The 22,490-nt window shown below is 72.9% G+C and carries 18 protein-coding genes, 1 pseudogene and 1 riboswitch; of the genes and pseudogenes, 7 read left to right on the top strand and 12 right to left on the bottom strand.

What is annotated here, in order from left to right:
- Window positions 1-17: 17 nt before the first annotated feature.
- The 9 genes from fliF to QJR14_02470 form a co-directional block, all read right to left on the bottom strand.
- Window positions 18-1,655 carry a flagellar basal-body MS-ring/collar protein FliF gene (gene fliF / locus QJR14_02510; protein MDI3316494.1) on the bottom strand — a complete coding sequence of 546 codons (1,638 nt, stop codon included), beginning with the start codon at window positions 1,653-1,655 and terminating at the stop codon, window positions 18-20.
- A 49-nt stretch (window positions 1,656-1,704) separates the two neighbouring features.
- Window positions 1,705-2,025 carry a flagellar hook-basal body complex protein FliE gene (gene fliE / locus QJR14_02505; GenBank protein MDI3316493.1) on the bottom strand — a complete coding sequence of 107 codons (321 nt, stop codon included), beginning with the start codon at window positions 2,023-2,025 and terminating at the stop codon, window positions 1,705-1,707.
- Window positions 2,026-2,056: 31 nt separating this feature from the next.
- Window positions 2,057-2,464: a flagellar basal body rod protein FlgC gene (flgC, locus tag QJR14_02500; protein MDI3316492.1), complete on the bottom strand. Its 408-nt coding sequence runs from the start codon at window positions 2,462-2,464 to the stop codon at window positions 2,057-2,059.
- 3 nt (window positions 2,465-2,467) lie between these two features.
- Complete coding sequence (locus QJR14_02495) at window positions 2,468-2,803, bottom strand: hypothetical protein (protein ID MDI3316491.1); 336 nt, start codon at window positions 2,801-2,803, stop codon at window positions 2,468-2,470.
- 169 nt (window positions 2,804-2,972) lie between these two features.
- A riboswitch (cyclic di-GMP riboswitch) is annotated at window positions 2,973-3,058 on the bottom strand.
- A 197-nt stretch (window positions 3,059-3,255) separates the two neighbouring features.
- Window positions 3,256-4,668, bottom strand: a complete 1,413-nt coding sequence (hslU, locus tag QJR14_02490) for an ATP-dependent protease ATPase subunit HslU (GenBank protein ID MDI3316490.1) — start codon at window positions 4,666-4,668, stop codon at window positions 3,256-3,258.
- Between the two features lie 2 nt (window positions 4,669-4,670).
- Window positions 4,671-5,201, bottom strand: a complete 531-nt coding sequence (hslV, locus tag QJR14_02485; GenBank protein ID MDI3316489.1) for an ATP-dependent protease subunit HslV — start codon at window positions 5,199-5,201, stop codon at window positions 4,671-4,673.
- A 34-nt stretch (window positions 5,202-5,235) separates the two neighbouring features.
- Window positions 5,236-6,180, bottom strand: a complete 945-nt coding sequence (locus QJR14_02480) for a tyrosine recombinase (GenBank protein MDI3316488.1) — start codon at window positions 6,178-6,180, stop codon at window positions 5,236-5,238.
- 104 nt (window positions 6,181-6,284) lie between these two features.
- On the bottom strand, window positions 6,285-8,405 hold the full coding sequence (gene topA / locus QJR14_02475; GenBank protein ID MDI3316487.1) for a type I DNA topoisomerase: 2,121 nt from the start codon (window positions 8,403-8,405) through the stop codon (window positions 6,285-6,287).
- A gap of 147 nt (window positions 8,406-8,552) precedes the next feature.
- Complete coding sequence (locus QJR14_02470; protein MDI3316486.1) at window positions 8,553-9,695, bottom strand: DNA-processing protein DprA; 1,143 nt, start codon at window positions 9,693-9,695, stop codon at window positions 8,553-8,555.
- 118 nt (window positions 9,696-9,813) lie between these two features.
- Between QJR14_02470 and tatA the strand changes: the two genes are divergently transcribed.
- The gene (gene tatA, locus QJR14_02465; GenBank protein ID MDI3316485.1) at window positions 9,814-10,062 is read left to right on the top strand and encodes a twin-arginine translocase TatA/TatE family subunit; all 249 of its coding nucleotides are present in this window, start codon (window positions 9,814-9,816) and stop codon (window positions 10,060-10,062) included.
- A 216-nt stretch (window positions 10,063-10,278) separates the two neighbouring features.
- Entirely contained in the window at window positions 10,279-11,328 is a 1,050-nt protein-coding gene (locus QJR14_02460; GenBank protein ID MDI3316484.1) for an NAD(P)/FAD-dependent oxidoreductase, read from the top strand.
- A gap of 142 nt (window positions 11,329-11,470) precedes the next feature.
- Here QJR14_02460 and QJR14_02455 read toward each other — a convergent pair whose 3' ends face one another.
- The gene (locus tag QJR14_02455) at window positions 11,471-13,717 is read right to left on the bottom strand and encodes an aconitate hydratase (GenBank protein MDI3316483.1); all 2,247 of its coding nucleotides are present in this window, start codon (window positions 13,715-13,717) and stop codon (window positions 11,471-11,473) included.
- Between the two features lie 279 nt (window positions 13,718-13,996).
- Here QJR14_02455 and QJR14_02450 point away from each other — a divergent pair, with 279 nt between their 5' ends.
- On the top strand, window positions 13,997-14,431 hold the full coding sequence (locus QJR14_02450; protein MDI3316482.1) for a PaaI family thioesterase: 435 nt from the start codon (window positions 13,997-13,999) through the stop codon (window positions 14,429-14,431).
- Window positions 14,432-14,496: 65 nt separating this feature from the next.
- Here QJR14_02450 and pruA read toward each other — a convergent pair whose 3' ends face one another.
- Window positions 14,497-16,044: an L-glutamate gamma-semialdehyde dehydrogenase gene (pruA, locus tag QJR14_02445; protein MDI3316481.1), complete on the bottom strand. Its 1,548-nt coding sequence runs from the start codon at window positions 16,042-16,044 to the stop codon at window positions 14,497-14,499.
- A gap of 170 nt (window positions 16,045-16,214) precedes the next feature.
- Between pruA and QJR14_02440 the strand changes: the two genes are divergently transcribed.
- Complete coding sequence (locus tag QJR14_02440) at window positions 16,215-17,447, top strand: PQQ-binding-like beta-propeller repeat protein (protein MDI3316480.1); 1,233 nt, start codon at window positions 16,215-16,217, stop codon at window positions 17,445-17,447.
- An 80-nt stretch (window positions 17,448-17,527) separates the two neighbouring features.
- On the opposite strand, the pseudogene QJR14_02435 reads toward QJR14_02440, so the two are convergent.
- Window positions 17,528-19,372: pseudogene (locus QJR14_02435) on the bottom strand (stage II sporulation protein P).
- Between QJR14_02435 and QJR14_02430 the strand changes: the two are divergent.
- From QJR14_02430 to QJR14_02420, 3 genes are read left to right on the top strand one after another with little or no spacing between them, the layout of a single operon-like run.
- A complete protein-coding gene (locus QJR14_02430; protein ID MDI3316479.1) occupies window positions 19,353-20,549 on the top strand; it encodes a mannose-1-phosphate guanylyltransferase in 1,197 nt (398 codons plus the stop codon). The pseudogene QJR14_02435 and the gene QJR14_02430 sit on opposite strands and share 20 nt — an antisense overlap.
- Window positions 20,546-21,454 carry a hypothetical protein gene (locus tag QJR14_02425; GenBank protein ID MDI3316478.1) on the top strand — a complete coding sequence of 303 codons (909 nt, stop codon included), beginning with the start codon at window positions 20,546-20,548 and terminating at the stop codon, window positions 21,452-21,454. The genes QJR14_02430 and QJR14_02425 overlap by 4 nt, the downstream gene beginning before the upstream one ends.
- Window positions 21,436-22,482, top strand: a complete 1,047-nt coding sequence (locus tag QJR14_02420) for an MBL fold metallo-hydrolase (GenBank protein ID MDI3316477.1) — start codon at window positions 21,436-21,438, stop codon at window positions 22,480-22,482. The genes QJR14_02425 and QJR14_02420 overlap by 19 nt, the downstream gene beginning before the upstream one ends.
- Window positions 22,483-22,490: the final 8 nt, after the last annotated feature.

Here is a 22,490-nt window from a genome sequence, read left to right as displayed (position 1 = left end):
CACCTCCCTCCGCCCGGCTAGTTCTCCGAAAGCCAGGATCGGATCACGTTGGCCGCCGTCTCCGGGTCGGCCATCGCCAGCCTCCGCGCCCTCTCCAGCGCCGCCTTGCCGTCCCTCTCCCCGCTCTCCGGCGGCGGGGCGACGGGCGCGGGCGCCGCCGCAGGCTCGGGCTGGCGGGCGAGGAGCGCCTGGATCTCCTGGAGGCGCTCCTCCGCCTGCTTCCTGGCGCGGGCGGCGCGGAGCAGGGCCACGGCGGCCGCCAGCAGCAACACCAGGGCGCCTGCCAGCGCGTAGACGTACGGCGGCTGGAAGAGCGAGGGCCGCGCCGGTACCGGGCGCGCCGCACCCGCATTCGCCGAGCGGAAGGGCATGCCGAGGACGGAGACCGTGTCGCGCCCCGGCTGGGCGCCCACCGCCGCCTGGACCACCTGCTGCAGCGCCTGCTGCTGCCCCGGCGTCAGGTTGGTTCCCACCACCACGGCGACCGAGAGCCGCTGCACCGCGCCCGGGGCCACCTTGATCTGCTGCTGGATGTGGTCGACCAGGTAGTCGGTGGTGGTGTCGGTCTTCTGGTAACTGCTGTTCCCGCCGTTCCCGCCGACGGGGTAGGTGGGCACGCTGCTCCCCGGGGGCAGGTTGGAGGCGGTGCCCGCCAGGCCCGCGGGCGGCGCGCCGGTACCGGTGAACTGTTCCTGGAGCTGGTGGACGCTCTTGACGATGCCGGCGTTGCCACCCGTGCCGCCGGTGCCGGTCGTCCCGCCGGTACCGGTGGCGCCCTGGGGCTGGCTGTACCGGTCGCTCTGGATGGTCTGCTGGTCCATGTTCAGGTCGGCGCGGACGCGGACCGCCACCGGGGTCTGGCCGAAGATCTGCGCGAGAAGGCTGGCCACCGACTGCTGCAGCTGTTGCTCGAAATTCCGCTCCTGGGCCAGGCGCGCCGGCTCGGAGGAAGCCTGGTCGCCCGGGCTTCCATCCAGCGCCCGGCCGAACTGGTCGACCACCACCACGTCCTCCGGCTTCAGGTTGGGGACGCTGGCGGCGACCAGGTGGCGGATCCCGGCCACCTGGGTGGGATCGAGCATCTGGCCGGGCTTCATCTCCACCATGACGGCAGCGCTGGCGGGCTGCTGCTGGGAGACGAAGACGCTCTGCTGGGGCAGGTTGATGTGCACCCGCGCGCCGGCCACCCCGTCGATCTGGAGGATGGTCCGCGTCAGCTCCCCTTCCAGGGCGCGCAGATAGGCCACCTGCTGCTGGAAGGAGCTGGCGCCCAGGGGCAGGCTGTTCATGCTCTCAAGGCCGACCACGCCCGAGGAAGGAAGCCCTTTGGCGGCCAGGTCCAGGCGGAGCTTATACACCTGGTCCTGCGGCACCAGGATGGTCTGGCCCTGGTCCGCGATCTGGTAGGGCACGCCCTGGCTCTGGAGCTGCTGCGCGATCGCGGCGGCGTCCTGGGCCTGCAGGTGCGAGAAGAGCGGCGCCATGGCGGGCCCCCGGTGGCCCAGCAGGGCCGCGCCCGCGACGAGCGCCAGCGCCGCCAGCGCGCCGGCGACCAGCCACCGGCGCTGGCGCGCCTCCAGCCGGTCCCAGAAGGATCGCAGCTGGCTCCCCAGCCCCTTGACGGAGAGACTCATGCCGATCGGACCCGCCCCCATCTGGCTCCACCCGTGCCCGGCGTCGGAAGCCGGCAGCCCTGGTCAGGCCCTAGAGCGGCGTCTGCATGACGCTCTGGTAAGCTGCCAGGGCCTCGTTCCGCACGGTGGCCACCAGCTGCAGCGCCAGCGTCGCCTTCTCGCTCGCGAGGACCACCTGGGCTACGTCAGCGGCGCCCCCGGTGAGGAGCGAAGCGGCCGCCTGCTGCGCCTCCAGCTGCAGCTGGTTGACCCCGTCCAGCGCCCCGGCCAGCTGTTGCGCGAAGCTGGAAGTGGCGGCGCCGCCTTGCGGCTGGACACCCGGCCCGCTCGGCCCTGCCGGGCCCAGGGGGGCGGCGGGGGTGCTCTGTACGGGCGAGATCCCGGTGGGCATCGGACATCCTCCTTCCTACCGCCCGGGCCGGTCAGGCCCGACCCACGGCCAGCGCCTGCCGGAAGAGGTCACGGCTGACCGTGAAGGCGGTCACGTTCATCTCGTAGGCACGGGAGGCGGCGATCAGGTCGATGGTCTCGCGGGTCGGGTCCACGTTGGGCAGCTGGACGTAGCCCCGGGCGTCGGCAGCGGGGTTGCCAGGCTGGTAGTCGACAGGACCCGGCCGCGGGTCGCGGTAGACCCCGGCCACGACGACGCCCTGCGGGCCGTCGCTTCCCCAGGCCTCCTGGAAATAGGCCATCTGCCGCTGGAAGGGCGGAACCCCGGGCCGCGGCGCGGTGCTCTCGACGTTGGCCAGGTTGGAGGCGACGAGGTCGATGCGGAAGCGCTCGGCGGTCAGGCCAGAGGCGCTGATGTCCATCGCCTGCCAGAGGTTCACCGCTCACTGCCTCCCCTCGGTGACAGCGGTGCGGAGGCGCGCCAGCTCGGCTGCCGCCTGGCTGGCCATCGCCTCATACCAGAGGGCGTTCTGGGTCAGGGCCACCACCTCTTGGTCCGGATCGACGCCGCTCCCGTCGGGACGCATCACCGGGGTGGAGGCCACGACCATGGCCTGGAAGCCGCCCGGCGCCGCGGGGTCCTGCACCGCCACCGCGTCCAGGGGCCGATACCCCGGGGTCTCCACGTTGGCCGCGTTCTGGGCCAGCAGCCTCTGGCGGAGCGAGGCCAGGTTGAGGCCCGCCTGCATCTGATCCAGAAGTGGCGATACGGGCGCCATGGGCCGCTCACTTCCTCCTTGCGCGGGTTCCCCCGCCTCCTTGCCGCTGCAGGATCCGGCCGCTTCGGTTCCGGCCCCCTCCCTCGTCCGGCGGTTTCCATCTCCCAAATGAAAACCGCCTCCCGGCGAGAAGCCAGGAAGCGGAGGAAGGATCCCTTGATCCGGCCTCTCCGGCAACCTGGCTGCCCTGCCGTTCCTCGACGAGGGCCCGCGGCTTTGCGTCCCCGGCTTTCGCCGGGTTTGCTCTGAGCGGAGAAACGCCTTATGTAAACCTCTCGGCGGCTCTCTTTCCAGCCACCAGGAAGCCAAGTTCGACTCGCCTCGACAAACTCCTCCCTGCTCCGGAAAGAATTTCTCCCCTCGGCGATTGCGCGCAGGGGAGCGACGAACCCCGCCGGCGCGGGCCGGCGGGGGCCAGGTGGCGGCCGTCTCCCGAAGTAGGGGCCGGCTGCTCAGAGGATGTAGCGGCTCAGGTCGGTATCGGCCACGATGTCGGCCAGCTGCTTCCGGACGAACGTACGGTCGATGCGGATGGTCGCGGGACCGATCTCCGGCCCGTGGAAGGAGACCTCCTCCAGCAGCTTCTCCAGCAGGGTGTGGAGGCGCCGGGCGCCGATGTTCTCCGTCCCCTCGTTCACCCGCTGGGCCAGCTCGGCGATCTCCTCGATCCCCTCCTCCGTCCACTCCAGCTCCACGCCCTCGGTGGCGAGGAGGGCCGAGTACTGCTTGGTCAGCGCGTTCTCGGGCTCGACCAGGATGCGGCGGAAGTCGGCGGCGGTGAGCGGCTCCAGCTCGACCCGGATGGGGAAGCGGCCCTGCAGCTCGGGGATCAGGTCGCTGGGCTTGGAGAGATGGAAGGCGCCCGCGGCGATGAAGAGGATGTGGTCCGTGCGGACGGGCCCGTACTTGGTCATCACCGTGGTCCCCTCCACGATGGGCAGGATGTCGCGTTGGACGCCCTCGCGGGAGACGTCGGGACCGTAACCGGCCCGGCCCGGCTCGGCGATCTTGTCGATCTCGTCGATGAAGAGGATGCCGTTCTGCTCGGCGCGGTAGACGGCCTCGGCCTGGACGCGGTCCTGGTCGATCAGGTGGTCCGCTTCCTGTTCGATCAGGACCTTCCGCGCCTCCGCCACGGTCAGGCGACGGCGGCGCGTCCGGCGGGGGAAGCCCTGGCCGAACAGGTCCTGGAGGTTGATGCCCACCTGCTCGCTTCCTTGGCCGCTGAACATCTCCACCAGCGGCGGCCGGGTGTCCTCCACCTCGATCTCCACCGTCTCGCCCTCCAGCTCGCCGGCGTCCAGCCGAAGCGCCATCTCCCGTCGGCGCCGCTCCAGCGACTCCCGCTCCTCGGGAGAAGGCTCGGGCTCGGGGGCCGCGCCGCCGAAACCCTGCATCAACGCTTCCAGGGGGTTCCTGAAGCCGCTCCTCGGGCGCGGCGCAGGCACCAGCGCCTCCAGGAGCCGCTGGCGGGCAGCCTCCTCCGCCCTCGGGCGGACCTCCTGCGCGTGCTCCTCCCGGACCATCCGCAACGCCGCCTCCACCAGGTCGCGGACCATGGCATCCACGTCGCGGCCTACATAGCCCACCTCGGTGAACTTGGTCGCCTCCACCTTGACGAAGGGAGCGTCCACCAGGCGGGCGAGGCGGCGGGCGATCTCCGTCTTGCCGACGCCGGTCGGGCCGATCATGAGGATGTTCTTGGGCAGGATCTCCTCCTGGAGCTCGGGCGGCAGGCGCCGGCGCCGGAGGCGGTTGCGCAGGGCGACCGCCACGGCGCGTTTGGCCCGGGCCTGGCCGACGATGTACTTGTCGAGCTCCTCCACGATCTGTCGCGGCGTGGGGTCGCGCAGGGGCGCCGCCATGGTCAGCCGAGCTCCTCCACCGTGATCCGGTCGTTGGTGTAGATGCAGATCTCCGAGGCGATGCCGAGCGCCTGGCGGACGATCTGCTCGGCGTCCAGGGAGGTGTTCCGGAGGAGCGCCCGGCCGGCTGCCAGCGCGTAGGGCCCACCCGAGCCGATGGCCATGATCGGCTCGTCGGGTTCGATCACCTCGCCGCCGCCGGAGATGACCAGGAGACCCTCCAGGTCGCCCACCAGCATCAGCGCCTCCAGGCGACGGAGCACCCGGTCGGTCCGCCACTCCTTGGCCAGCTCCACCGCCGCCCGGGCGAGGCGACCGCCCGTCTGCTGGAGGTGGCCCTCGAACTTCTCGAACAGGGTGAGCGCGTCGGCCACGGAGCCGGCGAAGCCCGCCAGGACCCGCCCGCCGGCGAGGCGGCGGACCTTCTGCGCACCGTGCTTGAGGATGACCGACTCCTGGGTCACCTGGCCGTCCGAACCCATGGCGAGCCGCCCGTCCCTGCGGACGGCCACCACGGTGGTGGCATGGATCATCGGCGAGCCCCCTTCGAAGGCCGGGCTTCCCGCCTCACGCCCTCGGGTGCGCTCGATTGTACACCTCGCGGAGGTGGAGGCGCGAGACGTGGGTGTAGACCTGCGTCGTCGAGATGCGGGCGTGGCCCAGAAGCTCCTGGACCACCCGGATGTCGGCGCCCCCGTCCAGGAGGTGGGTGGCGAAGGCGTGGCGGAGCGTATGGGGGCTGACGTGCTCCACGTCGGCCAGGCGCTCCACGTACCGGTCGAGGATGTGGCGGATTCCGCGGGCGGTCAGCCTTCCTCCGCGCTGGTTGAGCCAGAGCGCCTGCGCGGCGTCGGCGGCGGGGCGGCGGGCGTGGGCGGCCAGTCGCGGTCGTCCCTCGGCCAGATAGACGGAGAGCGCCCGCACCGCCTGGCCGCCGAGGGGGACGCGGCGCTCCTTGGCGCCCTTCCCGAACAGGAAGAGCTCTCTCCGGGAGAGGTTGAGGTGGGTGACGTCGAGGTGGACGAGCTCGGAGACCCGCGCCCCCGTGGCGTAGAGCGTCTCCAGCAGGGCCTGGTCACGGAGGCCGGCCGGGCTCTGGTCGGGCAGGGCGAGGAGGCGGAAGATCTGCTCCACGTTCATCAGGCGCGGAAGGGGCTTCTCCAGCTTGGGGGCCTCCAGCAACTCGGTCGGATCGACAGCCACCCAGCCTGAGCGCCGCCCGAAGTGGAAAAAGCTGCGCAGGGCGGCCAGCTTTCGCGCCACGGAGCGGTGGGCGTAGCCTTCCTGGAGCGCCAGCGCACCCAGGAAGGCGCGGAGCTGCCCGCTCTCCACCTGGCTCAGGCGTTGGGCGGGCTCGTCGGTGTCCAGCCCGAGCGCTGCCAGGCACTGGAGTACGTCGGTGGTGTACGCCTGCACGGTCAGCGCCGAATACCCCTTCTCCGCCCGGAGGTACCCCCGGTAGGCCTCGAGCACCTCGCCCAGGTTGGTCGCTGCTCGTCCGGGCCCCGTCACGCGGCCGGCCTCCCTTCGGACGACCCACTCTCCGCATCGGACCCCGTCCGGCTCGTTTGATCCTCCCGCCCGGGGACGGGTGGCGACCGCCACCTGCGTCCTCGCTAGGTGCGGCTCCCCTGGGGGAGCGCCACCTCGGCGGGCTGGACGTAGCCGCACTTCCGCCCGCATTGGACCACGGTCCCGTTCCGGCCGCGGTGCTCGACCAGCCAGCCGCCGCAGTTGGGACAGCGCCCCTCCACGGGCCGGTCCCAGCTGACGAAGGTGCAGCGCGGGTAGTTGGCGCAGCCGTAGAAGCGGCGTCCCTTCCGGCTGCGGCGGACGACCAGCTCGCCGCCGCACTCGGGGCAGGCGACACCCACCTTCTCCAGAAGCGGTCGCGTCCGCTTGCACTCCGGGTAGCCCGTGCAGGCCAGGAAGGGGCCGTAACGGCCGTGCTTGATGACCATCGGCCGGCCGCACACGTCGCAGACCTCGTCGGTGGGCTCGCTGGGGAGCTCGACCCGGGCCACTTCGGTCTCCGCCCGCCGGAGCGCCTCGGCGAAGGGCCCATAGAAGTCGGCCACCACCTGCCGCCAGCCGGTCTCGCCCGCCTCCACCCGGTCCAGCTCGCTCTCCATGCGGGCCGTGAACTCCACGTCGACGATGTCCGGGAAGCGTTCCTTCAGAAGCCGCGTCACCGTCCGGCCCAGCTCGGTGGGCACCAGCGTCCGCCGCTCCCGGCTGACATAGCCCCGCTGGATGATCGTCTCGACGATGGGGGCGTACGTGCTGGGCCGGCCGATCCCGCGCTCCTCCAGCGTCCGGATGAGGGTGGCATCGGTGTAGCGGAACGGCGGCTGCGTCCAGTGCTGGGCCGGCACCAGCTCCAGCAGGTCGAGCCCCATCCCCTCCTCCAACGGCGGGAGGGGGCGGTCGCCCTCCGCTCCCTCCCGCTCCTTCTCCCTGCCGCTCTCCTCGTCGCGGCCCTCCTGGTAGAGGATGGTGAAGCCGGGGAAGACCAGCGTCGAGCCGACCGCCCGGAAGCGGTGGTCTCCCGCCTCGATCTCGGCGGTGACGGTGTCGAAGACCGCGGGCGCCATCTGGCTCGCCAGGAAGCGTTCCCAGATCAGCTGGTAGAGGCGGAACTGGTCGCGGTTCAGGTCCTCCTTCAGGCGCTCGGGCGTCCGGGCGACGCTGGTGGGCCGGATCGCCTCGTGGGCGTCCTGGGCTCCGGCGGCCGCGGCGCGCTGGCGCGGGGTGGAGAACTCCTCGCCCCACCGCTCGACGATCAGCTGGCGCGCGGCGTCACGCGCCTCCTGCGCCGTGCGGGTCGAGTCGGTGCGCATGTAGGTGATCAGGCCGACCTCGCCCTCGCCGCCGACGGCGATGCCCTCGTAAAGCTGCTGGGCCACCCGCATCGTCCGGCTGGGGCTGAAGCCGAGCTTCCGGGAGGCCTCCTGCTGGAGCGTACTGGTGATGAAGGGCGGAGCCGGCTGCCGCCGCCGCTGGCGGCGGGTGACCGCGAGGACCCGTCCCGGCTGGCCTGCCAGCTCCGCCATCAGCTGCCGGACCTGCTCCTCGTCGGCCAGGTTGACCTTGGTCTCGCCGCGGCCGCGGTACTCGGCCTCGAACTCCTCCCCGCGGGGCGTCCGCCAGCGCGCCGTCAGCGTCCAGTACTCCTCCGGGGTGAAAGCCTCGATCTCTTCCTCGCGGTCGCAGAGGATGCGGACGGCCACCGACTGGACGCGGCCCGCGCTCAATCCCCGCCGCACCTTCCGCCAGAGCAGCGGGCTCAGCTGGTAGCCGACCAGGCGGTCGAGCACGCGCCGGGCCTGCTGGGCGTCGACCAGCCGGTCGTCGATGGCCCGCGGTTCGCGGACCGAGGCGCGGACGGTGTCGCGGGTGATCTCGTGGAAGGCCACCCTGCAGCGCGCCTGCGGCTCGAGTCCCAGAAGCTGCGCCAGGTGCCAGGAGATGGCCTCGCCCTCGCGGTCGGGGTCGGTGGCCAGGAGGACCCGGTCGGCCTTGGCCGCCTGCTCCCGCAGGCGCTTGACCACCTCGCCCTTGCCGCGGATGGTGATGTAGCGGGGCTGGAAGCCGGCCTCCACGTCCACCCCGAGCTGGCTCTTGGGCAGGTCCCGCACGTGCCCCATGGTCGCCTCCACGTGGTAGGAGCGGCCCAGAAACTTGCCGATGGTGCGGGCCTTGGCGGGCGACTCCACGATCACCAGCGATCGCGTCAAACCGTTCACGCTCCCCGTCGAAGAAGGGGCCTTCGCCCCGGCCCCGGGACAGAAGAGTCTGCCCCGCAGGTACGCTACATTTATACGCTCCCCTCCGCCTGTTGCAAGGAAGCCCGGCCAGCCGCCCTCCTCCCACCTGCTCCGCGCTCAGGAGAGGCCCATCGCCTGCCTGGTCCGCTCCGCCAGGTGGTATCGCCCGGAGCCGTCCCGCTCCACCCAGCCCGCCAGCTCCAGCGACAGCAGAAGCGCGCTGCCGGTGCTGAGGCTCATCCGCGCCGCCTCGCACAGGCCGCTCAGGCCGCGCGGCCCGTCGGCCACAGCCTGCAGCAGGCGCCTCTCCGCCCGCGGCAGGTTGGAGAGGGCACGCGCCAGCGCCCCCGCCTGCTCCGCCTCGCCCGGCCTCCGGCGGAGCCCTCCGCCCAGGGAGAGGGCGGTCAGGATGTCCTCCGCATCCAGGACCATCACCGCCCCGCCGTCGCGCAGGAGCAGGTTGCTGCCCATGGTCTGGGGCCTGCCGGGATCCCCCGGCAGGGCGAGGACGGTCCGTTCCATCTGCTGTGCCGCCTGAGCGGTCAGCAGGGCGCCGCTTCGCAGCGGTGCCTCCACCACCAGGGTGGCCCAGCCCAGGGCGGCGATCAGCCGGTTTCTCCAGCGGAAATCGTGCTTCCGGGGCTCGTGTCCGGGAGGGAACTCGGTCAGGAGCCCGCCGGCCTCCCGCACCCGCCGCAGAAGCGCGGGTCCCCCGTGCTGGTAGCGACCGCCGGGGCCCGTGGCCAGAACGCCCCACGTCGCGCCGCCCCCGGCCATGGCGCCCTCGTGGGCGGCGGCGTCGATGCCCACCGCCAGCCCGCTCACCACACCCACGCCCGCCGCGGCCAGGCGTTCGGTCAGACGGCGGGCGAGCCGGCGGCCCGATTCGCTCGCCTGCCGCGTCCCCACCACCGCCAGGCACGGCTCCCCCGCCTCGGGCAGCCGGCCCGCCACCCAGAGGAGGAGAGGCGGCATCTCCACCTGCATCAGCGCCTTGGGATAACCGGGCGCGCCCAGGAGAAGGGGGCGGAAGCCGTGCCCGGCCGCCTGCTCCAGCGTCCGCCGGCCCAGGTCCGGCCTCCAGGCGGCGGCCACGGCCGAACCCGCCTCGGGCCCCAGCTTCAGGACGCCCGCGATTCCGGCGGCCCCCAGCTCCCACGCCCCCCGGGCCGAACCGGTATGCTCCAGGAGCCGCTGGAGCCGAACCGGCCCGATCCCGGGGAGCGCGGTCAGCGCCGCCACGGCCTCCATCTCCTCCATCGCGCATCACCTCGTCCGTCCCCCTTCGCGTCTTCCATATTCTACCATGCCGGCGAGGTTCCTGCGCCCGCGGCGGTACCCCGGCTGCCGGGACTGTTCGCGGCCTGTCCGCTCCGCTATGCTCACGGGGGGAGGGAAGCGCTTGCTGGGGAGCATCGGTCCGACCGAGCTGGTGGTCATCTTTCTCATCCTGCTGCTTCTCTTCGGGGCCCAACGGCTTCCGCAGCTGGCTCGCTCCATCGGGCAGAGCGGCCGGGCCTTCCGCCAGGGGCTGGAGGGAGAGGAGGACCGGGCGCCCGGCGCGGGCGCCCCGGGCGACGGGCCCCGACCCGAATCCGGTCGGAAGGACGATTCGGCTTCCAAGTAAGCCTTCCGTCAACCTTTGCGCTTCGTTGGATGCCGCGGAGCGTTGGACTTTCATTGGCGGAACGCCTCATTTTTACCTTGCGAAGCGTGCGAAGAGGCGTGCCGGGCGGGTATGCTGGGGGCAGGACCACTACGGCGCGAGCCGCCTCCGGCGGCAGGAGCGGGCGTCCAAGTGTGGGTCTCGCGCGGTTCGCGCCGCTCGGGAGGAAGCAGCCACATGAGTGAGCCAGGGAACCACCTGGAGGAGTCGTCCACCAGCCAGCTTTTCGATCTCGTCATCATCGGCGGAGGACCTACCGGGCTCTTCGCCCTCTTTTACGCCGGCATGCGCCAGATGCGGACGCTCCTGGTGGAGAGCCAGCCCTTCCTCGGCGGCCAGCTGACCGCCCTCTACCCTGAGAAGGAGATCTACGACGTCGCCGGCTTCCCGAGGGTGCAGGCGGCGGAGCTGGTGGAGAACCTGGTCGAGCAGGCCCGCTCGGGCCATCCCGAGGCGGTCGTCCGCCTGGCCGAGCGGGTGACGGGGCTGGCGGCCAGCGAGACGTCCCGTCCGGGACGACCGGTCTGGACCGTCCGCACCGACCAGGATCAGTACCGGGCCCGGGCGGTCCTCATCTGCGCCGGAATCGGCTCCTTCTCCCCCAAGCGCATGGACCAGCCGGGCGTGCGGGAGCTGGAGGGACGGGGCGTCGAGTACACCGTCCGCAACAAGGAAGCCTACCGCGGCCAGCGGGTGCTGGTGGTGGGTGGCGGCGACAGCGCGGTCGACTTCGCCCTCATGCTCGCGCCGGTGGCCTCCCACGTCACCCTGATTCACCGGCGGGGCGAGTTCCGCGCCCAGGAAGAGAGCGTGGAGCGTCTGCGCGAGAGCCCCGTGGAGATCCGCCTCTTCCACGAGCTCCGGCGCGTCGAGGGCGAGGGCCACGTCACCGGCGCCGTCCTCTTCGACAACCGGACGCAGGAGGAAAGCCACCTCGATCTGGACTCCGTCGTCATCGGCACCGGTTTCGCCGCCAACCTGGGCCCCATCCGCGACTGGGGCCTCGACCTGGAGGGCAACCAGATCAAGGTGAATACCCGCGGAGAGACCAACCTGCCCGGCATCTACGCGGCAGGCGACATCTGCACCTACCCGGGCAAGCTCCGCCTGATCGCCACCGGCTTTGGCGAGGCGGCCACCGCCGTCAACAACGCCAAGGCCTACCTGGAGCCCGGCGCCGCCGCCTTCCCGGGCCACTCCAGCGAGAAGATGGCCAAGGCGCGCTGATTCCGGCCGCCGCTGGCGCGCGCTCCGCCGACCGCCGGCCGTGCAAAGGGCAGGGAACGCAAGGAGCCGCTCCGGGGCGGCTCCTTGTGTTCCCTTTCCGCTCTCTTTCCAGCGACCGCCCGGCCGGCGCGCGACCGGTGGCTCAGGCGGCCCGGTGGGCGATCAGGTTGAGCGCCGAGCCGGCGCGGAACCACTCGATCTGCTCCTGGCTCAGCGAGTGCCGGACCGGGAAGCTCTCCTCGCTACCGTCGGCATGGCGCAGGCGGACGGTCAACTCCTTGCCCGGGGCGAGCCCGGCCAGGCCGAGGATGCTGATCCTGTCCGCCTCCTGCACCTTCTCGTAGTCCGCCGGGTCCGCGAAGGTGAGGGGCAGGATGCCCTGCTTCTTCAGGTTGGTCTCATGGATGCGGGCGAAGCTCCGCGCGATCACCGCCGCGGCCCCCAGGTAGCGGGGCGACATGGCCGCGTGCTCGCGGCTGGAGCCCTCGCCGTAGTTGACGTCGCCCACCACCACCCAGCGGATGCCGCGCGCCTTGTAGTCGCGGGCCACCTGGGCGACGGGCAGCCCCCGCTCCCCGGTAAGGAGGTTGAGCGTCCTGCCGGTCTCGCCCGTGAAGGCGTTGACCGCACCCAGGAACATGTTGTCGCTGATCCGGTCCAGATGGCCGCGGTAGCGGAGCCAGGGGCCGGCCGGCGAGATGTGGTCGGTGGTGCACTTCCCCTTCACCTTGAGCAGGAGCGGCAGGTCGACGAAGTCGTGCCCGTCCCAGGGCGCGAAGGGCTCCAGCAGTTGCAGCCGCTCGCTGTTCGGGTCCACGCGCAGCTCGACCGCCTTCCGCTCCGCCGGCGGCGCCACGAAGCCGCTCTCACCGCCGGCGTAGCCCTGCGCGGGCACCTCCGGCGCCGGAGCCGGCGGCTCGAGCCGGAACCGGCTGCCGTCCGGCGCCTCCAGCTCGTCGGTGAACGGGTTGAAGTCCAGCCGTCCGGAGAGGGCGAAGGCCACCACCATCTCGGGCGAGGCGATGAAGGCCAGGGTGTCCCGGCTCCCGTCGTTCCGCCCCGGGAAGTTCCGGTTGAACGAGGTGATGATGGAATTGCGAGCCCCCGCCACCCCGGGCGTCGAGCCCTCGGCCGGCGGCTGCCGCCGCCACTGGCCGATGCAGGGGCCGCAGGCGTTGGCCAGCACGGTGGCACCGATCGCCTCGAAGGCGTTCAGCTGGCCGTCCCGCTCGATGGTGGCCCGGATCTGCTCCGAGCCCGGTGTCACCAGGAAGGGGACCCGCGCCTTCAACCCGTGCGCGGCCGCCTGCCGCGCCACCTCGGCGGCGCGGCTCAGATCCTCGTAGGAGGAGTTGGTGCAGCTGCCGATCAGCGCCGCCGACAGCTCCAGGGGGTATCCCTCGCGCCGGGCCGCCTCGCCCAGCTCGGAGACGGTCCGGGCCAGGTCGGGCGTGTGCGGCCCGACCACGTGCGGCTCCAGCCGGGAGAGATCGATCTCGATCACCTGGTCGAAGAACGCCTCCGGTCTCTCCTCCACCTCGGGGTCGGCGGCGAGCAGCTCCCGGTGGCGCTCCGCCAGCTCGGCCAGCGCCTCCCGTCCGGTGGCGCGCAGGTAGACCGCCATCCGCTCGTCGAAGGGGAAGACCGAGGTGGTGGCGCCCAGCTCGGCGCCCATGTTGGTGATGGTCGCCTTCCCGGTGGCGCTGATGGAGCGGGCGCCGGGTCCGAAGTACTCCACGATCCGGTTGGTGCCGCCCTTGACGGTCAGGATGCCCAGGAGCTTCAGGATCACGTCCTTGGGGGCCGCCCAGCCCTCCAGCCGCCCGGTCAGGCGGACGCCGATCCGCTTCGGGTAGAGCACCTCCCAGGGGAGGCCGGCCATCACGTCGACGGCGTCGGCCCCGCCCACGCCGATGGCCAGCATGCCCAGGCCGCCGGCGTTGGGCGTGTGCGAGTCGGTGCCGATCATCATGCCGCCGGGGAAGGCGTAGTGTTCCAGGATCACCTGATGGATGATGCCCGCTCCCGGCTCCCAGAAGCCCAGCCCGTACTTCTCCGCGGCGGACTTGAGGAAGTCGTACACCTCCCGGTTGGAGATGAGCGCCTGCCGCAGGTCGGGCCCTGCGCCCGCGAACGCCTGGATCAGGTGGTCGCAGTGGACCGTGGTGGGGACGGCCGCCTCGTCCCGGCCGGCATGGGCGAACTGCAGCAGCGCCATCTGCGCGGTCGCGTCCTGCATGGCCACGCGGTCGGGGCGGAGGGCCAGGTAGCTCTCGCCGGGCCGGAGTTCCTGGTGCTCGGGGTCGTCCAGATGCCCCAGGAGCAGCTTCTCCGCCAGGCTGAGCGGCCGACCCAGCCGCCTCCGGACCACGGCCAGGCGGGCCTCCATCTCTTCATAGACGTGAGCCACGAATTCCGGTGTGGATTCGATCGTCGGCAAGGGGTGCGCCTCCCTCTGCGGCGGCGCCGAGCCCCCCGGCCGCGCGCCGCCGCGAACGCTCGCGACGGGACCGCCTTTCATTATACTCGGCGCCTTCCGCCCCCGGCTGGCGGGCACCGGGAGGCCGGGATGCGCAGGAACCGCCAGCGCCGGCGGCGTAGCGGTGATCCCGTCAGCTTCCTGGGGAGACGGAATTCGCCTGACGCAAGGGAGGAGGTCGCTGCGGAGATGCAGGAGCCCGAAGCATCGCTGAGCTCGGAGAAAGGGTGCTTCGCCTGCGGGAGCGAGAATCCCCATGGTCTCCACCTCGAGGTGAGGCGCGTGGCCGGCGGCTGGGAAGAGGCGCACTTCACGCCCCAGCCGTGGCATGCCGGCTGGCCGGGCATCGTCCACGGCGGGCTGGTCTCGACGCTGATGGACGAGGTGATGGCGTACGTGGCCTACCACGACGGGGAGCGGGCGGTCACCGCGCGCATGAGCATCGAGTACCGCCAACCGGTCCAGGTGGGAGAGCCGGTGGTGGTCCGCGCCCACCGGGTGGGCGGACGGCACCGCCTGGTGGAGATGGAGGCGGAGATCCGCGAGGAGAGGTCGGGCAGGCTCCTGGCCAGCGCCCGCGCCACCTTCTGGCGCCTGGAGGGCGACTCCCCCCACCAGGCGTGAGGAAGGGGCCCGCAGCCCCTTCCTCGCGCGCCCCGCGCGGCCGGCCTCCCCTGGGGGCTCCGCGCTCAGAGCTTCTCCGACACGGACTTGGCCTGCATGAAGAGGAGCAGATAGTCGTGGCTGCCGGTCTTGGAGTCGGTGCCGGACATGTTGAAGCCGCCGAAGGGATGGACGCCCACCAGCGCGCCGGTCGACTTCCTGTTGAAGTAGAGGTTGCCGACGTGGAACTCGCGCCGCGCCCTCTCCAGCCGCTCGCGGTTCCGGCTGTAGACGCTGCCGGTCAGGCCGTAGACCGTGCCGTTGGCGATCTCCAGCGCGTGGTCGAAGTCGCGGGCGCGGATGACCGCCAGCACCGGGCCGAAGATCTCTTCCTGCGCGATGCGGGCGTCGGGCGGCACGTCGGCGAAGACGGTGGGTTCGATGAACCAGCCCTCGCCCGGGATGGCGCGGCCTCCGGCCACGAGCCGCCCCTCCGAACGTCCGATGTCGATGTACTGGAGGATCTTCTTGTACTGGCCCTCGTCCACCACGGGACCCATGAAGGTCTCGGGGTCGTCGGGCCGGCCCACCCGGATCGCCTTGGCCGCCGCCACCAGCTTCTCCAGCAGCGTGTCGTAGACGGGCTCCAGAGCGATCACCCGCGAGGCGGCGGAGCACTTCTGTCCCTGGAAGCCGAAGGCGGAGGTGATGATCCCGTTGACCGCGTCGTCGAGGTCGGCCGTCTCGTCGACGATGATGGCGTCCTTGCCGCCCATCTCCGCCACCACCCGCTTGATCCAGCGCTGGCCGGGACGGACCTTGGCCGCCTCCTCGTTGATGTGGAGGCCCACCTCCATCGAGCCGGTGAAGCTGACGAAGCGGATGCGCGGGTGCTGGACCAGGTAGTCGCCCACCTCGCCGCCGGGACCGGGCAGGAAGTTGATCACACCGTCGGGGATCCCCGCCTCCATCATCACTTCCATGAACTTGGCGGCGATCACGGGCGTGGCCGAAGCCGGCTTGAGGATGACGGTGTTGCCCGCGACCACGGCCGAGCTGGTCATGCCGGTCAGGATGGCCAGCGGGAAGTTCCAGGGCGGGACGATCAGGCCGACGCCCAGCGGTATGTAGTAGTTCTCGTTGTCCTCGCCCGGGATCCGGGTCAGCTCCTGCGGCTGGGCGAGGCGGACCATCTCGCGGCCGTAATACTCGAGGAAGTCGATGGCCTCGGCCACGTCCGCGTCGGCCTCGACCCAGCTTTTCCCCGCCTCGTAAACCTCCCAGGCGTCCAGCTCCAGCTTCCGGCGACGCATGATGGCTGCGGCCTTCCAGAGCACGCGCGCCCGGGCGCTGGCGTCCCAGTGCTGCCACGTGCGGAAGGCTTCCTCCGCCGCCGCCAGCGCCTGGTCCGCCTCCGCGCGCCCCGCGCGCGCCACGAGACCGACGACCTGGTCGGGCCGAGCCGGGTTGGTCGACCGGATCTCCGCCTGGGTGCGGACGGGCCGCCCGCCGATGATCAGGTCGTACCGCCGGCCGAACTCCGAGCGGACCTGTGCCAGCGCGCGCTCCATGGCCTCCCGCCTCTCCGGCGCGCGGAAGTCGGTGACCGGCTCGTTGACAAAAGGCGGCATCATCTTCCTCGATCCCCCCTTGACCTGGACCCGGACGGGGCCCCGCTCCCCCGGGATGTCCATCGTGACCATCTTAGCTTCTCCCCTCGTCCCCGGGTGTCCCCATGCCGGGTGAGCACGGGGAAGACGTATACAATACTTCTCGCTTGTGGATGCTGCGGGAGGGGACGCACATGCGGACGGATCCCCGGGTCCCACCGGCACCGGTGGCGCGATCGGCGCGCGGGCGCTTCCGCGCGCGCTTCCGTTGGTACGGGTTGCTCGCCCTCCTCCTGGGCGCCCTGGCCGCCTGCTCCGGGCAGGCGGCGCCCGCTTCCTCCCGGCACGCAGCGGCCGGCCACCCGGTCCAGGCCGCGAAGGGGGGCGGCGGTACGGCCGCCGCTTCCGGCGCCGCCGCCAACGGCGGACGAGGCGCCGCGGCGGGCGAGGTCTCCCCCGGCGGGTCGGGCCCCCTGGCCGGCGGGGCGCTCCTGATCGCCGACCGCTACAACCACCGCCTGCTGCTGGTGGACGAGCGGAAGCGGATCCTCTGGTCCTACCGCTTCGCCCCGCTCTGGGCCGGCAACCGGCCCGCCGACGGCCCCGACGACGCCTTCTTCACGCCCGGGTACGGCAGCATCATCACCAACGAGGAAGACCACCACGTCATCGCGGAGATCGACCCGGTGAGCGGGCGTGTCCTCTGGCACTACGGCCACCCCGGGGTGCCGGGTGCCGCCCGGGGCTACCTGAACGGCCCCGACGACGCTTACCGCCTCAGCCCGAAGGAGGCACGGCTGGCCGGGGTACCCCAGGGAACCACGACGGTCGCCGACATCCGCAACTGCCGGATCCTCTTCATCGCCCCGGACGGCCGCGTGGTGCGGCAGATCGGGACCACCGGCGCCTGCCTCCACCGGCCGCCCCGCTACCTCGCCAGCCCCAACGGGGACACCCCGCTTCCCGACGGCGGCATGCTGGTGACCGAGATCGGCGGCTCCCACGTCCTCCGGCTCTCCCCCCGGGGGCAGGTGCTCTGGGATCTGAAGCTGCCCGGACTGACCTACCCCTCCGACGCGCAGCTGCTGCCCGACGGCAGCATCCTGGTGGCGGGGTACACCGACCCCGGCCAGGTGCTGCGCGTGACGACCAGCGGGAAGGTGCTCTGGCGGTACGCCCCGGTCTCGGGAGCGGGCAGGCTCCGCCTGCCCTCCCTGGCCATCCGCCTGCCCAACGGGTTGGTCGCCGTCAACGACGACGCCGACCACCGCGTCGTCGTCATCGACCCCGCGAGCGACTCCATCGTCTGGCAGTTCGGCGTGACCGGCGTTCCCGGGGACGACGCCACCCACCTGGACGTGCCCGACGGGATGAACTGGGTGCCCGCCTCCGTGGCCGCCCGCCTCGCCGCCGGAGCGGGTCGATAGGCCGGGGCCGGCCCCGCCGCGGGGGCTCGGCGGCCGCCCTCCGGAGGCTGCCGCGCGCGGCTCCAGTCGGCCAGGAGCGCGGCCAGGCCCCGGATCGAACGGTCCACCTCCGCGGGGCGGCTGTCGGAGGCACCCAGCTCCAGGAGGAGCGCAAAGGGTGAGAGGTCCTGGTTGTAATCCCCGGCGGTCAGGAGGATGCCGCTCACCAGCCCCGGATAACGGCCGGCCGCCAGCTCCCGCAGCTGGCGGGCGAAGGCCAGGTTGGCCGCGTAGTGCGGGTCGCCCCGCCCGACCACCAGCACCACCGGAGCCGCCCGTCCCAGCCCGGGGACGTCGACCGCTCCCTGGGGCGCCAGTTCGCGGTGGACGTCCAGGAGGATGGAGCTTCCTCCCCGGGCCAGGAGGGCGAGGGCGCTCCGCCGCGAACGCCGGTAGGCGCCCCGATCGTGGGGAAGGTGGAGGCTCGGGTCGAAGCGGGCGGCCAGTCCCTCCGCCGCCAGCCTGCGAGCCAGGTGGCTGGCCGCCTCCTCCACGGTCCGGGGCCCCGCTTCGCCTCGGCCGGCGGTGTACGCCTCGTCGTTGTGGGTGACGTAGAGGCCCACGCGCAGCTGGCGGGGCGGCGCCCCCACCGCGACGCGCCGTCTCCCCGCCTCCCGGCCGCCGGGTGCCTGCCCTCCCGCCGGTCCGGCCCGGGAAAGGGGGCTTCCCGGACGGCGGGGTGCCTCCACGGGCTCGGCCCAGGCCGTCCCCCCCTCCACCCGCACCACCCGGTACCAGCGTCCCCGCGGCGAGGACCAGGCGTCGCCTGCGCCGAGCAGGCGCCCGGTCCGCCAGAGCAGGGCCGACGGAGCCCGCAGGGCCACGGGCGGCCCGGAGAGCCGCTCGTCCCCCCAGGGCCCTCCCCGGGCCAGCGCGTCCGGCCCGTAAGGCCCGGCCCACCAGCCGCCCACCAGCAGGACGAGCGCCACGCCCAGGCTGAGCCCGCCCCGCCCCGGACCGCCCGCTGCGGGCAGCGGGCGGCGCGTATACCGCCTCCACGCCCGCGCGGGCCGCCGGGCCAGCCGTCGGCGTCGCCCCCGGGCCGGCGGCAGCAGGCGGGCGCGGAGCCAGCGGAAGCCCTCGGTCAGGAGGACCGCGACGAAGCCGGCGATCACCGTGCTGTCCAGGACCCCCGCCCCGCCCAGGGCGGCGAGGGCGCCGGGCACCGCCACCAGCGAGGCCAGGAAGACCGAGACCAGGTCGTTCCCCAGCACCGCCAGCGTGGCGGCGACGTAGGCGCCCCGTACGGAGCCGCCCAGGAGCGCGCCCAGCAGCCCGCCCGCCAGGCCCGGAGCCCAGGTCGGGTCGGCGAAGGTGGAGAGGGCGCCCTGCCCCGCACCGGGGTCGGCGGGCAGGAGCTGGTCGCCGGCGAAGACCACGGAGAGGGTGAGGACCGAGGCGACGGCCGCATGCGCCTTCTCCTCGCGCCGGTCGGCCCCCAGCAGGAGGTAGAGGCTGATCCCCAGGGGGATCAGGGTGGCGGCCGGGTTGAACCGGACCGACCCCCAGGCGACGGAAGGGATCCAGCCGCTGACCGCCAGCAGGGAGAGGAGAAGCCAGGCCTGGCGTGGAGCCAGCCCGAGGGCCTCGAGGACGTGCTGGCCCGCCCCCAGGGAGAGGGCGGCCAGGGCGCCCACGGCCAGGATCGAGCCGACGGGCCAGACGTCCGGCAGCTTGGGCCCACCTCCCCGTGAGAGCTCGCGCTCTAGCCTGCCCGCCCGGAGCCGGCCGGCATCCGGGGGCCGCCGCCCTCGAAGGCGGTCGCCGGCCCCGGTCGCCGGCGCCGGTCTCCCGGCGCCCGATCCGGCGTCGAGAGAGGAGCAGAGCCGTCCCACGCCGAAGCCGCCTGATCGTGGAGGTGGAACGATGGCCGAGCATGTGGTCATCCTGGCGGGTGGCCGGGGGGAGCGCTTCTGGCCGCGTTCGACGCCCACGGTGCCCAAGCAGTTCATCCGCCTCTTCGGGCAGCGGACGCTCCTCCAGGAGGCGCTCCAGCGGGCGCGCGCCCTGGTGCCGGAGGAGCGGATCTGGGTCTCCAGCGCCGCCGAGTACGAGGCGTTGCTGAGGGACCAGCTTCCTCCGGCGCTGGTGGCGAGGCGCCTGATCCTGGAGCCGGTCCGCCGCGACACGGCGGCGGGGATCGGCTGGGCGGCGCTCCATCTGCTGGCCGCCGACCCGGAGGCCGTCCTGGTGATGATGCCCGCCGACCATTACCTCTCCGACCTGGATCCCTTCGCGCTGGCCGTCGACCGGGCCGTCCAGGCGGCGCGCCGGGGGGCGCTGGTGACGCTGGGCATCCGGCCCTCCCGGCCCGAGACCGGCTACGGCTACATCCACCTGGGCGGGCCGCTGGGGGCGGTGGAGGGCGCCTATCGGGTGGACCGCTTCGTGGAGAAGCCGGACACGGAGACGGCGCTCCGCTTCCTGGAGGAAGGGAGCTACCTCTGGAACAGCGGCATCTTCGTCTGGCAGGCGCGCAGCATCCTGGAGGCGATCGGGCGGCGGCTGCCCACGCTGCGCGAAGGTCTGGAGCGAGCCTGGGAGGCGCCGCCCGAGGAGAGGGCCGCCCTCTTCGCCGGGCTCCCGGCCATCAGCATCGACTTCGGCGTCATGCAGGACGAGGCGCGCCTGGGCGGCGACGTAGCCGTGGTCCCGGGCCGTTTCACCTGGGACGACGTGGGCAGCTGGGCGGCGCTGGACCGGCTGACCGAGGCGGACGAGCGCGGGAACCGCGTCTGGGGGGAGGGGCTGGCGCTGGCGGCGACGGGCTGCACCCTCCACAACGAGGAAGCGGGGCACATGCTGATCGCCTTCGGCACGCAGGACCTGCTCACCGTCCATACCCCGCGCGTCACCGTGGTGGCACCCAAGGCGCGGGCGGCGGACTGGAAGGAGCTTCTGGCCGCCCTCCGGCGCCAGGGCTACGGGCGGCTGGTGGACGATGTGGGCGAGCGCCCGCCGGCGGAGAACCCGGCGCCCGAGGCGGGAGCGCCCTGGGGGGCGGCACCCACGGCGCCCGCGGCGGGCCGGGCGGCACCGGGAGCGGGGGCCGGCCGGCCGTGAGCGGGCCGGTCTGGCTGCCGCTGGCCTACAGGATGGGGCCGGAGCCCGAGGTGCTCGGCCAGGCGCTGGAGCGCCTGGAGCGCCTTGACGCGCCGGCAGGCGCCTGCGTCGTCCTCCCCGAGTACCTGGCCTACACCCGCGACGCCTCGAGGGCGGCGCTGGCCGCCCTGAGCGAGGCCGCGCGCCGCCTCGGCCTCAACCTGATCACCACCCTCAATCTGGTCCCGGAGGAGGTGGGAGGCCGCCTGCCGGGCGCCGAGCCGGGCGCCGCCTACAACACGCTGGTGGTGGTGACGCGGCACGGCGAGCTGCACACCCCGCAGGCCAAGGTGACCGTCCAGTCCTTCGAGCAGCGGCACTACGACCCCCGCTTCGCGGAGATCGGCGTCCGGCCGTACCGCCGGCTCCACCGCGTCCGCCTGCGGCCGCCCGGCGGGGAGGAGCCGTTGACGGCCCTCTTCCTGATCTGCAGCGACGTCTACCTGCCGCTCCTCAGCGTGGCCGATCCGGAGGTGCTGCGGGCGCAGGTGGCGGTGATCCCCGGCAACTTCGGCCGCGGCGCCGAGCGGGCGGTGCGCGAGGTGCTGGCGGCCTTCCGGGGCCCGCTCTGGCAGGAGACCGTCTTCGTCAACGCCTACCAGGAAGAGAGGCCCGGCCGCCCCCCGGTGGCGCGCCGGGTGGAGGAGGTGCGCGCCGCCCAGGGGACGCCCGGTCCGCTTCCTGACGCCTTCGCGCGCATGCGCCTCTTCCGGAGGAACACGGTGGTCTATCCGGACGAGGTCGCGCCCAACTTCGTGCGCATGGCGGAGCTCACCGACCGCGACGGCGGCCGCTTCAGCATCCCGATGTCGGTGCTGGACCTGGAGCCGGTGGTGGACGAGTACCCGTGGACGATCCAGCTGTGAGCCCGGGGCGGCAGCGCGCGGAAGGGCCCGCTTCCCGACCCGATCCGGGGCTCGAACGCCTGGAGGCGGGCCTCCTGGTCCTCCGCCCGCCCATGCCCGGCCCGCTGGGCTGGACCAACAGCTACCTCGCCCAGGCCGGCGACGGGCGCTGGAGCGTCCTCGACCCGGGATTCGACTGGCCGCCCGCCCGCCGCCTCTGGGAGGAGGCGGCGAGGGCTCTGGGCTGGACCGCCGGCGTGCTGGAGCGGGTGGTGGTCACCCACTTCCATCCCGACCACCTGGGGCTGGCCGGCTGGCTGGTGGAGCGGTGGGGCGGCCGCGTCCTGGCCCATGCCCGGGAGCTCCCCCTGATCCGGCAGGCCAGCACGACCTCCTCCTCCCGGCTGGCCGGCGCCAGCCGGCGGCTGCGGCGCCACCTCGTGGAGAACGGGATCCCGGAGGAGGCGGTGGACGGGCTGATGGCCGCCAACGCCTTTCTGGCCAAGCCGTCCCATCCGATCTCGCACCTCGAGCCGCTCCATGACGGGGCGGCCTTCCGCTTCGGGCCGCATCCGGCGGTGGCGCTCTGGACACCCGGCCACACGGCCGGCCATCTGGTGGTCCACCTGCCCGAGCCGGGCTTCCTCCTGAGCGGCGACCACGTCCTCGGAGGGATCACGCCCAACATCAGCCTCTGGCCTTCCGGAAGCGTGGAGCCTCTGGAGGAGTACCTCGGCTCCCTGGAGAGGCTGGAACGTCTTCGCGTGCGGCGGGTGCTGCCTGCCCACCGCAGCTCGCTGGAGGACCTGGCCGGTCGCCTGCGGGAGCTCCAGGCGCACCACCGCCGGCGCCTGGAGCTCTGCCGCCGGCTGGTGGAGGGGCGACCCGCCACCGCCTACGAGCTGCTCCCCCAGCTCTTCTCCCCCGACCTGGCCGAGGAGCAGCAGCTCTTCGCCCTGGGGGAGACGCTGGCGCACCTGCGCTGGCTCCAGCGGCACGGGCGCGTCCGCCTTCTCCCGGGCTCGCCCGCCCGCTATGTCGCCCGCTAGCGGGCGTC

This window comes from Bacillota bacterium, from assembly GCA_029961055.1.
GTDB lineage: Bacteria > Bacillota > Sulfobacillia > JAIMAT01 > JAIMAT01 > JAIMAT01.
This window is presented reverse-complemented; position numbering and strand designations above follow the sequence as displayed.